Origin of the sequence: Curtobacterium sp. PhB136 (assembly GCF_004346855.1) — a bacterium.
In the GTDB taxonomy this organism is placed as follows: Bacteria; Actinomycetota; Actinomycetes; order Actinomycetales; family Microbacteriaceae; genus Curtobacterium.
In genome coordinates this window covers 276,933-290,412 of sequence record NZ_SMGH01000004.1, presented here as the reverse complement: position 1 = coordinate 290,412, position 13,480 = coordinate 276,933, and the positions used below count along the sequence as shown (strand labels likewise).

15 protein-coding genes and 1 CRISPR repeat array (1 of these 16 running past the window's edge) are annotated in these 13,480 nt (G+C 71.5%); of the genes, 7 read left to right on the top strand and 8 right to left on the bottom strand.

The genetic code is table 11. The features are described 5' to 3' along the window. Positions 1-86: a CRISPR direct-repeat array (repeat unit 31 nt; unit sequence GGGGAGTGCCCTTCTGGACACGTCCGCTCTG) (it extends 160 nt beyond the left edge of the window). A 106-nt stretch (positions 87-192) separates the two neighbouring features. Genes EDF27_RS01405 through EDF27_RS01395 form a run of 3 tightly spaced genes read left to right on the top strand, consistent with a single transcriptional unit; the run spans position 193 to position 1,747 of the window. Continuing rightward, positions 193-843, top strand: a complete 651-nt coding sequence (locus EDF27_RS01405; RefSeq protein WP_243698169.1) for an RNA polymerase sigma factor — start codon at positions 193-195, stop codon at positions 841-843. Next, complete coding sequence (locus EDF27_RS01400; protein WP_132046866.1) at positions 840-1,421, top strand: hypothetical protein; 582 nt, start codon at positions 840-842, stop codon at positions 1,419-1,421. The genes EDF27_RS01405 and EDF27_RS01400 overlap by 4 nt, the downstream gene beginning before the upstream one ends. Then, positions 1,418-1,747, top strand: a complete 330-nt coding sequence (locus EDF27_RS01395) for a hypothetical protein (RefSeq protein WP_123655405.1) — start codon at positions 1,418-1,420, stop codon at positions 1,745-1,747. The genes EDF27_RS01400 and EDF27_RS01395 overlap by 4 nt, the downstream gene beginning before the upstream one ends. Here the strand turns inward: EDF27_RS01395 and EDF27_RS01390 are convergent, their stop codons facing one another. The 6 genes from EDF27_RS01390 to EDF27_RS01365 all read right to left on the bottom strand — a co-directional run bounded on the left by EDF27_RS01390 (position 1,748) and on the right by EDF27_RS01365 (position 6,880). Next, entirely contained in the window at positions 1,748-1,927 is a 180-nt protein-coding gene (locus EDF27_RS01390; RefSeq protein ID WP_123655406.1) for a hypothetical protein, read from the bottom strand. 10 nt (positions 1,928-1,937) lie between these two features. Then, positions 1,938-2,879, bottom strand: coding sequence for a TIM barrel protein (locus EDF27_RS01385; protein WP_165931304.1), 942 nt, complete (start codon positions 2,877-2,879; stop codon positions 1,938-1,940). Positions 2,880-3,052: 173 nt separating this feature from the next. Beyond that, positions 3,053-3,736 carry a fumarylacetoacetate hydrolase family protein gene (locus EDF27_RS01380; protein ID WP_207909546.1) on the bottom strand — a complete coding sequence of 228 codons (684 nt, stop codon included), beginning with the start codon at positions 3,734-3,736 and terminating at the stop codon, positions 3,053-3,055. 26 nt (positions 3,737-3,762) lie between these two features. Beyond that, on the bottom strand, positions 3,763-3,978 hold the full coding sequence (locus EDF27_RS01375; protein WP_132046862.1) for a hypothetical protein: 216 nt from the start codon (positions 3,976-3,978) through the stop codon (positions 3,763-3,765). Then, positions 3,965-4,315 carry a hypothetical protein gene (locus EDF27_RS01370; protein WP_132046860.1) on the bottom strand — a complete coding sequence of 117 codons (351 nt, stop codon included), beginning with the start codon at positions 4,313-4,315 and terminating at the stop codon, positions 3,965-3,967. Before EDF27_RS01370 ends, EDF27_RS01375 begins: the two co-directional genes overlap by 14 nt. 102 nt (positions 4,316-4,417) lie before the next feature. Beyond that, positions 4,418-6,880, bottom strand: coding sequence for a phosphoketolase family protein (locus EDF27_RS01365; protein ID WP_132046857.1), 2,463 nt, complete (start codon positions 6,878-6,880; stop codon positions 4,418-4,420). A gap of 186 nt (positions 6,881-7,066) precedes the next feature. On the opposite strand from EDF27_RS01365, the gene EDF27_RS01360 reads away from it, so the two are divergent. Next, positions 7,067-7,747 (top strand): hypothetical protein, encoded by a 681-nt coding sequence (locus EDF27_RS01360; protein WP_132046855.1) that lies wholly within the window; start codon positions 7,067-7,069, stop codon positions 7,745-7,747. Between the two features lie 110 nt (positions 7,748-7,857). On the opposite strand, the gene EDF27_RS01355 is transcribed toward EDF27_RS01360, so the two are convergent. Continuing rightward, positions 7,858-8,454, bottom strand: coding sequence for a DUF1992 domain-containing protein (locus EDF27_RS01355; RefSeq protein WP_123701243.1), 597 nt, complete (start codon positions 8,452-8,454; stop codon positions 7,858-7,860). Positions 8,455-8,507: 53 nt separating this feature from the next. Continuing rightward, positions 8,508-10,325, bottom strand: a complete 1,818-nt coding sequence (locus tag EDF27_RS01350; protein WP_185021553.1) for a glycoside hydrolase family 15 protein — start codon at positions 10,323-10,325, stop codon at positions 8,508-8,510. Positions 10,326-10,425: 100 nt separating this feature from the next. Here EDF27_RS01350 and EDF27_RS01345 point away from each other — a divergent pair, with 100 nt between their 5' ends. From EDF27_RS01345 to EDF27_RS01335, 3 genes are all read left to right on the top strand, one after another. Beyond that, on the top strand, positions 10,426-11,283 hold the full coding sequence (locus EDF27_RS01345; RefSeq protein WP_165931303.1) for a DUF1206 domain-containing protein: 858 nt from the start codon (positions 10,426-10,428) through the stop codon (positions 11,281-11,283). Between the two features lie 45 nt (positions 11,284-11,328). Further along, the gene (locus tag EDF27_RS01340; protein ID WP_132046851.1) at positions 11,329-12,204 is read left to right on the top strand and encodes an SMP-30/gluconolactonase/LRE family protein; all 876 of its coding nucleotides are present in this window, start codon (positions 11,329-11,331) and stop codon (positions 12,202-12,204) included. A gap of 72 nt (positions 12,205-12,276) precedes the next feature. After that, on the top strand, positions 12,277-13,374 hold the full coding sequence (locus EDF27_RS01335) for an alpha/beta fold hydrolase (RefSeq protein ID WP_132046849.1): 1,098 nt from the start codon (positions 12,277-12,279) through the stop codon (positions 13,372-13,374). Positions 13,375-13,480 lie beyond the last annotated feature (106 nt).

The window sequence follows — 13,480 nt, the reverse complement described above, 5'->3', positions numbered from 1 at the left end:
GGGGAGTGCCCTTCTGGACACGTCCGCTCTGGCGGGACGGCCCGCGCACCGGATCGGGGAGTGCCCTTCTGGACACGTCCGCTCTGGCGGGACGGCCCGTGCACCGGATCAGGGAGTGCACGGGCCGCCGCCGAAGCGCCGTGGCCGGTCGTTCAGGGATGACCGACCACGGCGCGCTCAGGTCACCCGCGCGTGAACAGCGCGGATGATGGGCACGTACACAAAGACGTCCTGAGCAGACGATTCGTCACGCAGGAACCCGAAACCGATCCGGAAGGCCGACTCCTGACCGAGGACCAGCCGCTCTCGTCGCTGTCCGACGGCTCGCTCGTCGAGCGCTCGGCTGACGGCGACACCGCAGCGTTCGGCGTGCTCATCCGCCGGTACGGTCCGCTCATGCGCGCCTACGCCGCTCGGATCCTCGGGCACGGCGACGGGGAGGCCGACGACGCCGTGCAGGAGGCATCACTCCAGGCGTGGCAGCGCATCGACCGCGTCGAGGACCCGGACCGTGTGCGCTCCTGGCTGTTCCGGATCGCTGCGAACAAGGCGCTCGACCGGCTCCGTCGGCGGCACCCGCACCTCGACCTCGAAGCCGTCCCGGAGGCGAGTGACGAGCGACCGGTGGACGAGGTCGTGATCGCGCGGCTCCAGGTGGACGAACTCGCCCGGATCGCGCAGAACCTGCCCGATGCGCAGCGTGCAGTCTGGGTGATGCGCGAGGTCGGCGGCGCGTCCTACGCCGAGATCGCGGAGGAGACCGGGATGTCGACGGCGGCCGTGCGTGGTGCACTCGCGCGGGCGAGGCGGACGGTGCTGACGCAGATGGAGGGGTGGCGATGAACGACGACGACGTCGACGACCGCTACGGTGCCTTCACGCTGGACGAGCTCTCCGACTACCTCGACTCCGGCCAGGACCCGGTGCGCGACGACATCGAGCGCGACCCCGATGCGGCCCGGGCGCTCGGCCGGCTCCGAGCGCTGCGCGAGGCGTCGAGCGACCTCCTCGCGGCGGACGTCCGCGCGGCCCGGGGTGCTGACGAGGCCTGGATCTCGGGGGTCCTCGCGACCATCCGGACGACCGCGCACGCGGGGCGGGACATCCCGGTGCCCGACGACGACCCCGACTCCACGCTCGTCGTGACCGAGGGGGCCCTCCGCGGGCTCGTCCGGGCGCTCGGCGACACGGTGCCGGGTGTGCTCGTGCGACGCACCCGGTTCACCGGCGACGTCGGGACCGCTGGTGCGCCGATCGACGTCGAGGTCACGATCGCGGTGACGGCTGACGCGCCGCTCCGCGCACGCGCCGACACGCTCCGGACGATGGTCGCGGCGGCGCTGGCCGACCACGCGCCGTTCCCGGTGCGTTCCCTGACGGTCCGCGTGGCGGACGTCCTGACCCCGAGGAGACCGTCGTGAGACCCGACACGCGGGCACTGTCACGGATGGCCACCGAAGCGGCCCTCGCCGTCCCGGGCGTCCGGTCGGTGATCCCGCCGGGCCCGAGTCTCGCCGTGCTGGTGCGCGATGTCCGCTCGGTGCTGGACCTGCCGCGGGACGGCGGCGCCGTGCTCGTCGAGGACCGGGCCGACCAGGTGCGTGTCCGCGCCGTGGTGACGGTGGATGCCGGCCGTCCGGCGATCGCGAGCGTCCGCGCGGTCCGCGACGCGATCGTGTCGAGCCTCGCCGACGAGGTCGGTCAGCGGCGGACGGACGTCACGGTCCGGGTCGTCGAGATCACCTGATCAGGCGGCGGGTGCTGGTCCGTCCGCGGGTTCGGCGTCGTCCGCGACGGGGAGGTCCTCGTCGATGAGTTCGTCCTCGGACGGCTCGACGACCTCGGCCGCAGCCGCCTTCGCCTCGTCGATCGTGTCCTGCGACTCCCGCAGCAGTCGGTCGTCTCCGGTGGGTGCCTGCTCACTCATGGCGACGACGTTACGCGGGCGCGCCTGAGCCGGTTTCCCGCCGTGGGCGGTGCAGCGGTTCGAAGTCGACCGCCGAGGTCGGGGCCGGCGACGTCGGCATCGCGGGTGCCGCCGGAGCGCCGAACGCGTCGGCGGCGTCGAGCACCGCACGGGTGGCGGCAGCGGCGGTGCGGAGTGCGTCCGCGATGGGGAGTGCACGGTGCGCCGGGGTCCGGACCTCCACGCCCCATGGTTCGTCGTAGCCCAGCTCACGGACGATGCGGATGAAGCCGGGGATGTCCCACGCGCCGGCGCCCGGCAGGTACCGGCCGTCCCGGGACTCGTCGGCGAGCGTCATCCCGCTCGGTGTGGACAGCAGGCCGTCACTGAGTTCGACGGCCGCGAGGGTCGAGGGCATCACACCCTGACGGATCGAGGCGAGCGTGGAGCCGCCGCGAAGCGCGTGCATGGCGTCGAGGAGCAGCCCGCCGGCCCCGGCTGCGGTGATGAACCGCGATGCCCGTTCGACGGTGGGCAGGTTCGACCACGGTTCGGGTTCGAGCACGAGCTGCGCGCCGACGCCGTCGGCCTGGCGGGCGAGCACGCCCCAGTCGTCGAGCATCGCGGTGGGGGAGACGCCGGGCAGCGTGACGTCCGCCCGTGCGACGACCTGCCAGGCGCGCAGTGAGGCGGCGGCTTCGAGCAGCACACCGCGGTCGGCGTCCTCACCGGTGGTGCGGCTCGTGCAGGTCCACCAGTTGCCGAGGGTCCCGAGCTGCACCCACACGATGCCGGCGTCGTCGAGCATCCGGCGGAGTCGGGCGAAGCCGATCGTGGCGCGGACCTCGTGCAGGTCGTCGAGTGCGAGGGAGATCCCCGCGAACCCGGCGTCACCGACGGCGCGGACGCGCTCGTCGATGGGTTCGTCGCCGTCCCATGTCCAGGACGTGGCGAGCAAGTCGTGTTCCAGCACGTCGCACCTCGAATCCGGCGGCGCTGCGGCGGTCGTCCCCGACCCGTCGTCCCCGCCCAGTGATCACGACGCCGGGTTCCCGCGCGGCGTCAGGCTCAGTGGTACTCTCCGCGGCTCGGAGTTGTCCCAGCGGTTCGAAACACCCGCGTCATCTGGCCACCTGACTCGCCGGGTCAGGCGACGCGCGTGACGACCCGTCCGACGCCCACGATCTCGCCCTCGAGCAGTGCGCCGCGCTCGATGCGGCCGACTCCCTCCGGCGTCCCGGTCATCACGAGGTCCCCTGGTTCGAGCCGGACGAACCGCGAGAGGGTCGCGATGACCTCGGCAACGGACCAGATCTGCTCGGCGAGGTCGCCCGTCTGAGCGATCTCCCCGTCGATGCGGAGCTCGACCGTGCCGGCCGTGAGGTCGACGCCGGCAGCGGGCACCAGCGTGCCGATCGGGGCGGAGGCGTCGAAGCCCTTCGCCATGTCCCACGGGCGACCGAGCCGCTTGGCCTCGGCCTGCAGGTCACGTCGGGTGAGGTCGAGCCCGACGGCGTAGCCCCACACGTGCTCGAGGGCGTGTGCGGGGTCGATGTCCGATCCGGCCGTGCCGATCGCCACGACCAGCTCGACTTCGTGCTCCAGACGCTCGGTCTCCGTCGGGTACGGGGTGTCCGCGTCGTCCGCGACGATCGCGTCGGCCGGCTTCGTGAAGAAGAACGGCGGCTCGCGGTCCGGGTCGTGGCCCATCTCACGCGCGTGCGCCGCGTAGTTCCGTCCGACGCAGAACACGCGGCGGACGGGGAACCGCCCGCCGGTGGACGTCGGGAGCGTCGGGACGGACGGGGCCGGGATCACGAGGTCGGACACTGCTCCAGCGTGCCACGCCGTGCCGGTCAGTCGGCGAACGACGCTTCGTACCGGAGCTTCCGCGCCCGTGCGCGCTCCTGCCGCTCCCGCCATTCCATGCGGGCTTGGCGCAGCTCTTCCTCGGCGTTCTGCGCACGCATCATCGGTCCGTAGTGATGGTGTGCCAGCAGCTTCGGGGTCGTGAGCTCGAGGACGTCGAGGTGTCGTTTGAAGTCCTTGTCGCTCTCCTCAGAGATCATCATCGTCTTCCTCTCCTGGACGTGGCTCGCGTGTGCGCTCGCGCTGCTCGAGTTCACGGAGGACCCACCAGTCGTCCTCGGTGACCCACTCGCGCGTGACCAGCGCGTGGACCATCAGCGCCGCCGACTCGCGGCCGGACGGTTCCGACGAGCAAGCGCGTTCGGCAACCCAGGACCAACGCTGCCACCACAGGTCGCGATGGGCCAAGGAACCGGTATTTCGCCGTGCGGCACGCCCTTCGAGCACCGTCACCACCGTCGCTGCGACCGCACCGCAGGCACTCACCACCGAGACGAGCGCTCCCGTCCACCCGATCCATGCACCGTCCATGTGGGCCATCGTGGGGCCCTGGACCGGGCCGTGGGTGGACCGTGCGCCGATCTGTGGACGGCGAGCCGAGCCTCCAGGCTGTGGAGCGACCGTCGATGACGGAAGCGGGCCTCAGCGACCCGGCGCCGCGCCCTCCGTCTCGCCCTCGCCCGGGTCTCCGCCGGTCCCGCCCGAGGCGGGCTCGTCCTGCGGCCACCCGGAGAACTCCCATCCGTCGACGGAGGGGTGGTCCTCTCCGTTCGTGTAGGCGTAGGCACGGGCGGCGTCACGCGCCTCGGAGAGCTTCGCGAGCAGCGAGGCGAACCGGTCGGACCCGTCGGCCACCCGGGTCAGGGCGTCGTGTGCGAGTGCGAAGCGGTCCATCTCGTTGCGGATGAGCATGTCGAACGGCGACGTGGTGGTGCCCTGCTCGAGGAACCCGTGCACGTGCAGGTCGTCGTGTCCGTGGCGACGGTAGGTGAGCTGGTGCACGAGCGACGGGTACCCGTGGAACGCGAAGACGGCAGGGGTACCGGGCAGGAAGAGCTCGTCGTAGCGCTCGTCGGACACCGGGTGCGAGTGCTTCCGGGTGTCGCCGAGCGCCAGCAGGTCGACGACGTTCACGACCCGCACGCCGACGTCGGGGGCGTGCTTCCGGATGATGTCCGCTGCGGCGACGGTCTCGACGGTCGGGACGTCACCGGCGCTGACGAGCACCACGTCGGCACGGCCGACCGACTCCTCGGTGCCCGCCCAGTCCCACACGCCGAGACCCGCGGACGCGTGCGCGACGGCGTCCTCCAGCGAGAGGAAGACCGGCTCCGGGTGCTTGCCGGCGACGATCACCTCGATGCGGTTCGTGGTCTCGAGGGCGTGCTCGGCGACGGCGAGCAGGGTGTTCGCGTCGGCGGGCAGCTTGATGCGGACGAAGTCCTGCTGCTTCGACGCGACGACGTCCAGGAACCCGGGGTCCTGGTGGGAGAAACCGTTGTGGTCCTGCCGCCACACGTGCGAGGAGAGCAGGATCGTCAGGTTCGAGACGGGGGCGCGCCAGTCGATGTCCGCGGACGACTCCAGCCACTTGGCGTACTGGCCGACCATCGAGTCGATGATGTGCGCGAACGCCTCGTACGTGTTGAGGACGCCGTGTCGGCCGGAGAGCACGTAGCCCTCGAGCATCCCTTCGAGCAGGTGCTCGGACAGGATCTCGATCACGCGTCCGGTCGGGGCGATGTGCTCGTCGTCGGCACTGTTCGCCGCCCGCCAGACCCGGTTCGTCACGTCGAAGACCGCGTCGAGCTTGTTCGACACGGTCTCGTCCGGCCCGAACAGGCGGAAGGACGAGGGGTTCTGCGCGGTGAGTGCCGCCATCCACGGGCCGAGCGTGCCGGTGGCCGACGCGGGCGTCCCGGCCTCGACCGCGTACGACGACAGCCCCGGCCGGTCGAGCGCCGTCCGGATCCGGCCGCCGTTGGCGTGCGGGGTGGCGCTCATCCGCTTGTCGCCGACCGGCCGGATGCTCTCGAGGAGGCCGACGCCCTCGCCGTCCTCGTCGAACAGCTCCGCCGGACGGTAGGACTCCATCCACGCCTGCAGCTGCGCGCGGTGCTCGTCGTTCTCGCGGACCGCCGGCAGCGGGACCTGGTGCGCGCGGAAGGTGCCCTCGACGCGCTCGCCGTCGACCTCCTTCGGGCCGGTCCAGCCCTTCGGGGTCCGCAGGATGATCATCGGCCAGCGCGGACGCAGGTCCGACGCGCCGGCCATCTCACCGGCCGCTGCGCGCGCCGCCTGGCCGCGCGCGGCCGCCTGGATGTCGTCGATCGTCGCCAGCGCCCGGCGGAGTGCGCCGTCGAAGAGCGCGTGCACGGCGAAGGGGTCGTCGTCGACGCGTGCGGAGTCCACGACGATCGGTTCGTACCCGAGACCGCGGAAGTACGCGGTCAGGTCCTCGCCGGGGATGCGCGCGAGCACGGTCGGGTTGGCGATCTTCCACCCGTTGAGGTTGAGGATCGGCAGCACGGCGCCGTCGGCGACGGGGTCGATGAAGGTGTGCGCCTGCCAGGAGCCGGACAGCGGGCCGGTCTCCGCTTCGCCGTCGCCCACCACACATGTGACGACGAGATCGGGGTTGTCGAGCGCCGCTCCGTACGCGTGCGCGAGGGAGTAGCCGAGTTCGCCGCCCTCGTTGATCGAGCCGGGGGTCTCGGGTGCCGCGTGCGACGGGATGCCGCCGGGGAAGGAGAACTGCCGGAAGAACCGCTGCAGCGTCGTGCCGGGGTAGAGCTCCTGCCAGGTGCCGTCGAGCCACGCGTTCGCGTTCATCGCCGGGCCGCCGTGGCCAGGCCCGCAGACGTAGAGCATGTCGCGGTCGGAGGAACTGATCAGCGCGTTGCAGTGCGCGTAGATCAAGTTGAGTGCGGGGGAGGTGCCCCAGTGTCCGAGCAGCCGGGGCTTGACGTCCTCCGGCTCGATCGGGCGGGACAGCAGCGGGTTCTCCATCAGGTAGATCTGCCCGACGGTCAGGTAGTTCGCCGCGCGCCACCAAGCGTCGATCGCGCGGATCCGGTCGGTCGTCGCCAGGTGCTCAGGAGCCATGACCCCACGCTACGGATCCGGGCACCGGAAGGAATCCAGAAACTCGTCCAATCCGTTCCGGGAGGGGTGCCGAATCATCTGCACAGGGCAAATGCCCAGGGCGCTCTCCGGTCGAACACGGCCGGTGCTCGGTGTACGCACAGGTGCGTGCCGGAGAAGCCTCACCACAGCAAAGGATCAGTTCCCATGCGCAAGTTCACCAAGACCACGGTCTCCCTCGCCGCTGCCGGCGCGATCATCCTCGGCGGCGCCGGGTTCGGCGTCTCGGCCGCGCAGGCCTCGACCCCGACCATCCACACGGTCGCGTCGTCGTCCTCGAAGATCCCGGCCCCGGTCGCATCGGTGCCCGAGGTCCTCGGCGGCAACACCTCCGTCGCCCTCGACTCCGGCTTCACCGACGCGCTCACCGCGCTGAAGCTCACCCCCGGCGTGTCCGGCTCCGCCAAGCTCGCCGACGGCGCCGTGTCCTTCCCGATCACCTCCGGCTCGGTCACGTACTGGAACCCGAAGGGTGACTACCGTCCCTACGTGCAGGGCCTGCTGGACCACAACGGTTCGGGTCTGACCCTCAAGGCCGGTGACACCACCGTCACGCTGGAGAACTTCGTCGTCAACCCGGGCTCCTCCAAGCTCTCCGGCGACGTCCTGGTCAACGGCAAGATCGCCGCGCAGGACGCCTACCTGTTCTCCCTCCACGGCGGCACCCTGAAGCCCCTCCAGCTCGAGGGCGACAACGCGATCCTGACCGGCACCACCGTGCACGTCTCCGCCGACGCCGCGAAGCTGCTCAACAGCACCTTCAAGACCGACGCCGTCAAGGCCGGCCTCCTCGTCGGAACCGCCACGATCACCGCCCAGATCAAGTAACACCCAGCACCACCACCACCACCACACACGAGAACGCCGCCCCCACCAGGGGACGGCGTTCTCGTCGTTGCGGTACCGGTCAGGCGTCGTGCCGGGAGGCTCGGGTCGGCTCAACCCCGCCGGCGCCACCAGCGTCGTGGTCGGGACTCGAGCCGCAGCTCCTCCGCAGCGCGCGCTGCGGACGCGAGCCGAGCCTCCCGTCGCGCGCTCCAAGCCACGAGCTCGGCGTCCACGTCCCGGAGCGGCGTGACCACCGGCGGCCCACCGAGGAGCTGCCGTCGCGCCTCCTTCACCCGGCCGTTGAAGTCCACCAGGACATCGCGGACGTCGTCCTCGCGGGAGAGCGCGTCGAGGGCGCCGTCGAGTTCCGCGTCCTCGGTGCGCAGGGCCAGGGCGGGCGGCGCGATGCCGCGGATGTCCTCACGCTCGATCTTCGACTTGATCCACCAGTCCGGATCGTGCTGCCCGTCGATCCCCGGGAGCGGCTTGCCGTGGTACGGGTTGCCCTCGAAGACACCCCGGCGTTCGGCTTCCTCGATCTGGGCCCGGGCATGCGCTGCGACGTCGGCGGCCTTGAGCAGCCGACGTTCTTCCCGCACCTCGTCGGGGTCGAGCGAACCGCGCTCGATCTCGCTGTCGACGAGCTGCTGGTAGCGGTAGCGGGCGGCCCTCCTGAGCCGGTCCATGCGTGCATCGATGTCGTTCATCGTCGTTCCATTGTGCACACGGGCGGGCTCGACGTGCGCTCAGGCCCGTCCGCTCACCGCTCGGAGAGCTCCTGGATGGTGAGGGCGGCCTGGATGAGGGCGAGGTGCGACAGCCCCTGCGGGATGTTGCCCATGAAGTCGCCGTCCTCGGCGCTGAGCATCTCGCTGAACAGCCCCACGTCGTTCGCCTGCGCGACCATGGCGTCCATCAGGCTCGTCGCGTCGTCGATGCGCCCGGTGCACGCCATCGCGGCCGCCAGCCAGAACGAGCAGGCGACGAAGGGCGACTCCTCGTCCTGGATCCCCGAGTAGCGGTACACGAGCGGCCCGTGCTGGAGCTGGTCCTGGATCGCCGCGATCGTCGACGCCATGCGCGGTCCCCGGTCGAACGCCGACATGGCGTGCAACAGGATCGACGTGTCGAGGGCGTCGGTGTCCGGGTGCATGACGTAGTGGCCGAGCTCCTCGTTCCACCCGTGCTCGGCGACCCAGTCCTCGATGAGCTCGCGGTTCTCCACCCACTTGTCCCGGGGACCGTCGATCATCCCGGCGTCGTGCAGCTCGACCGCGGCGTCGAGGGCCTGCCAGCAGCCGATCTTGCTCGTCGTGTAGTGGTGCGCCTCCTCGAGCTCCCACATGCCGGAGTCGGGTTCCTCCCACCGGTGACAGGCGTCGTCGGCGAGTTCCTGGAGCACCGATGCCGTCTTCCGGTCGAGCACGTTGCCGGCCCGGACGTACTGCCGCATGATCTCGAAGACGTCGCCCCAGACGCCGAGCTGGAGTTGGCCGCTGGCACGGTTGCCGATGGTGACGGGGCCGATGCCGTTCCACCCGGGGACGTCCCGCTCCTCGACGTCGCCGGCCTTGCTGCCGTCGAGCCGGTAGAAGATCGGCATCGTCTCGTCGTGCTCGGCGATGGTGCGCATCACCCAGGAGACCGCGGCGTGGGTCTCCTCGCGCAGGCCGAAGCTCGTCAGGGAGTGCACGGTGTACGCCAGGTCGCGGACCCAGGCGAACCGGTAGTCCCAGTTCTTGCCGCCGGTCCGGTCCTCCGGCAGGCTCGTCGTCGGTGCGGCCGCGATCGCCCCGGTGGGGGAGAAGATCAGCAGCTTCAGGGCAAGGGCGCTCCGCTGGACGGCGTCCGACCACGGTCCGTCGTACGAGAACTCCTTCGACCAGGTCGACCAGTTCTCGATGGTGCGGTCGATGCCCTCGAGGGTCCGCTCCGGCTCGGGCAGGAAGATCGGCTCGTCGTGGGTGCCGACGATCGTCAGGATCGACTTCGAGCCCTCCGTCGCCGTGAACCGTCCGGAGAACCGGGGGCCGTCGTCGTGGACGGGTTCGAAGCCCTGCTCGACGATCGCGATGGTCACGCCGTCGATGCCGATGACGGTGCCGTTCTCGGTGTCGAGCCGACGCGGTTCGGCGGTGTTCAGGAGCGTCCCCGGCACGACGGCCCACTCCATCTCGACCGAGCCCTCGACCCCCTCGACGCAGCGCCCGATCTCGGCCCAGGGCAGACGCCCGGCGACACCGGTGACCATCGCGTCCGTGACGGTGACCTGCCCGGATCCGGTCGTCCAGGTCGTCACGAGGACGTTCGTCCCCGGCAGGTACTCCCGGGACACCGTGGCGCCGTCGTCGACCGGACGCAGGGCGAGGTGCCCGCCGTGCTCCGCGTCGACGATGCTCGCGAAGACCGGCGGCGAGTCCATCGAGGGGATCGGCAGCCAGTCGATGCGCCCGTCGCGGGCGATGAGCGCCACCGTCCTGCCGTCACCGATCGCGGCGTAGGAGCGGAGCGGGACGTACCCGTCGGTGCGCTCCTCGTTGTCGGAGGCGTCGGGGGTGTCTCGCGTGCGTTCGGGCATGCAGCCCATCGTGCCCGAGCCGCCTCGGGGAGCACCCCGACGGCCGTACCCCGTGCGCGCACCCCGGACATGCGCAGGGGCTTCGGGCACGCTCGTGTGCATGAGTGACACCGCCGAACAGGCTGCCCGCGAGACCGGACGACAGGCGCGCCGTGCGGCGGACAGCCGGTGGTTCGAGGTCACCGCCCGCGCCGGGTTCGTCGGCAGCGGTGTCGTGCACCTGCTCATCGGGTACCTGGCGATCCTGCTCGGCATCGGGAACGCGACGGCCGGCAGCGGTTCGCAGGGGTCGCAGTCCGGCGAGACCGACCAGTCCGGGGCGCTCGCGCAGCTCGCGGCGGTCCCCGGCGGTGTCGTCCTGCTCTGGGTCGTTGCGGTCGGCACGGCGGCGCTCTGCATCCGGCTCGTCGTCGAGGCGATCGTCGGCGGCCGGACGGACAGCGCGCGCGCATGGCTGAACCGGGCGAAGAACGCCGGCAAGGCGATCGTCTACGGCGTGATCGCGTACTCGGCGGGCTCGTACGCGCTCGGCGCCGGGAAGAGCTCGAGCGGGTCGACCCGGAGCCTCGCGGCGAAGGCCCTCGCGACGCCGGGCGGGGTGTTCGTCCTCCTGCTCGCCGCAGGCATCGCGATCGCGATCGGGGTCGGCCTGGTGGTCATCGGCCTCCGTCGGTCGTACCGGAAGCAGCTCGTCACCCCGCCGAAGGCCGTCGAGCGGCCCCTGACGGTCCTCGCCGTCGTCGGGTACGTCGCGAAGGGCGTGGCCGTGACGATCGTCGGTGTCCTCATCGCCGTCGCCGCCGTCCGGAGCGACCCCGACCAGGCGACCGGACTCGACGGCGCCTTCGACGCGCTGCGCTCGATGCCCGGTGGGGCGTTCGTCCTCGTCGCCATCGGCATCGGGTTCCTGGCCTTCGGCGTCTTCAGCTTCGTCCGGGCGAAGTACGCCCGCATCTGACCCGCGCTGAGTGGTGCGGGAGCGGCACCCCGGTAGACCTGGGGCATGACGACGAGCGCCACCACCGGTCCGGTCCGCGTGTTCTCCGACGCCGGGGCCGTCCTGGCCGAGAGCATCGTGTGGGACCCCGAGCAGTACGTGCTCCGCTGGGCCGACATCACCCTCGGCACCCTGAACACCGCCGATGCCGACGGCCGGCCGGTCAGCACCGTCCCGCTGCCCCCGCCCCTCGCGAGCTTCCAGCCCCGGGCACAGGGCGGCTTCGTCGCGGCCCTCGGCGACCGGGTCGTCGTCACCGGTCCCGACGGCGAGGACCCGAGGACCATCGCGACGGTCGAGCACGCGACGGCGGGCCACCGGTTCAACGAGGGCAAGTGCGACCCGTTCGGACGCTTCCTGGTCGGCAGCATGAACGTGACGACGGGGGAGCCGGACGCGGCGTTGTACTCGGTCGAGCCGGACGGCACGACGCGCCTGCTCCGAGGCGGGTTCGGCGTGACGAACGGCATCGAGTGGTCGCCGGACGGGGACGTGGTGTACGTCACGGACACGAGCGCGTCGACGATCTTCCGGGCGTCCTACGGCCCGGACGGGGAGCTCGGCGAACTCGAGCCCTTCGTCGTCGGGGCCGCGCACGACGGGCTCGTCCGCGACGACGAGGGTTGCTTCTGGGGTGCGATCTACGGCTCCGGACGGGTCGAGCGCTACGACGCGGCGGGGCAGCACCTGGAGACGGTCGAGCTCCCTGCACCGAACACCACCTCGGTCGCGTTCGGCGGCGAGGACATGGGCACGCTGTTCATCGGGACCGCCCGGGAGAACCTCACCGAGGAGCAGCTCGAGGAACACCCGCACTCGGGCGCGTTGTTCGCCGTCCCGACGCGCGTGCACGGCTTCCCTGCGAACACGTTCGGGGGCTGAGACCGCCGCGTCCCACGATCGGGGGACACGCACGGTACGCTGGGCGATCCCCCGAGACCCGAGGAGACACCCGTGAACGAGGAGACCCCGCGCCACGCCGATGCGCTGGAACACGCGGAGAGCGCCGACGTCGTGGTCAAGGTCGACCGGATCCCCGTCGACGGCACGAACGTCCGTGTGAGCTCCATCGGGGACGTCGGCGAGCGGCCGTTCCTGCTGGTCGCCGGCCTCGGCATCGCGTCGACGTACTACGAGCGACTGGCGCCGAACCTCAACGAGTTCGGTCCCGTGCGGGCACTCGACCTCCCCGGGTTCGCGGGCGTGCCCAAGTTCCGAGGACCGGTGTCGATCGAGCGCTACGCCGATGCCGTCGAGCGCGTGATCGAGGAACTCGGCCTGACGAACCCGGTGCTGGTCGGCCACTCGATGGGGACGCAGGTCGTCACCGAGGTCGCGGCGCGGCACCCGGAGTACACCGACCTCGTCCTGATCAGCCCGGTCATCGACTCGAAGGCGCGCACCATGAGCGAGTCCGCGGTCCGCTTCGTGCGGTCAGCGGTCCACGAACCCTCGGCGGTGCGCTGGCACGCCGTCACCGCGTACGCCCTCTGCGGCTGGCACTGGTTCCGCAAGGTGCTCCCGAAGATGGTCGCGTTCCCGATCGAGCAGCGCGCACCGCACGTGCAGGCCCGGGTCCTCATCGTCCGAGGCGAGCACGACGCACTCGTGCCGCGCGACTGGATCCGTCGTCTGGCCCGGGTGTTCCCCTACGCCGTCCTGCGTGAGGTGGTGGGCGGAGCGCACTCCGTCATGCACGCGCAGGCGGATGCGGTCGCGAAGCTCGCGGTGGCGCACGTCCGCGGCGACCTCGCCGACCGCGGGGTGTCGTCCCTGCAGCGGGTCCGGGACGACTCGACCGCGTCGGACCTCTCCCGGCTGAGCGCCGGGGACGCCTGGCTCGTGGTCCGCGCCCGGTTCAAGGAGCTGTTCGGGATGGCGAAGGGCGACGACGAGGTGCTCGAGGCGGGCAAGTCCGCGCACGCGCTCGCGATGGCGGACGACGCCGTCGCGCCCGTCGCACCGCAGGTCCGTGCGGAGATCGTCGAGGCGGTCGCGCCGGAGCTCAACCGGGACCGTCCGCACGCGCACGACGAGCGCAAGGCCGGCTAGCGACGTGAACCGCCGGGAGGCCCTGTGCCGGTCCGTGAGACCGGCACCGGGCCTCCCGGCGGTTGCGTCCAGAGCGTGACCGACGCTCGTCAGGGCGTCGGCGCGG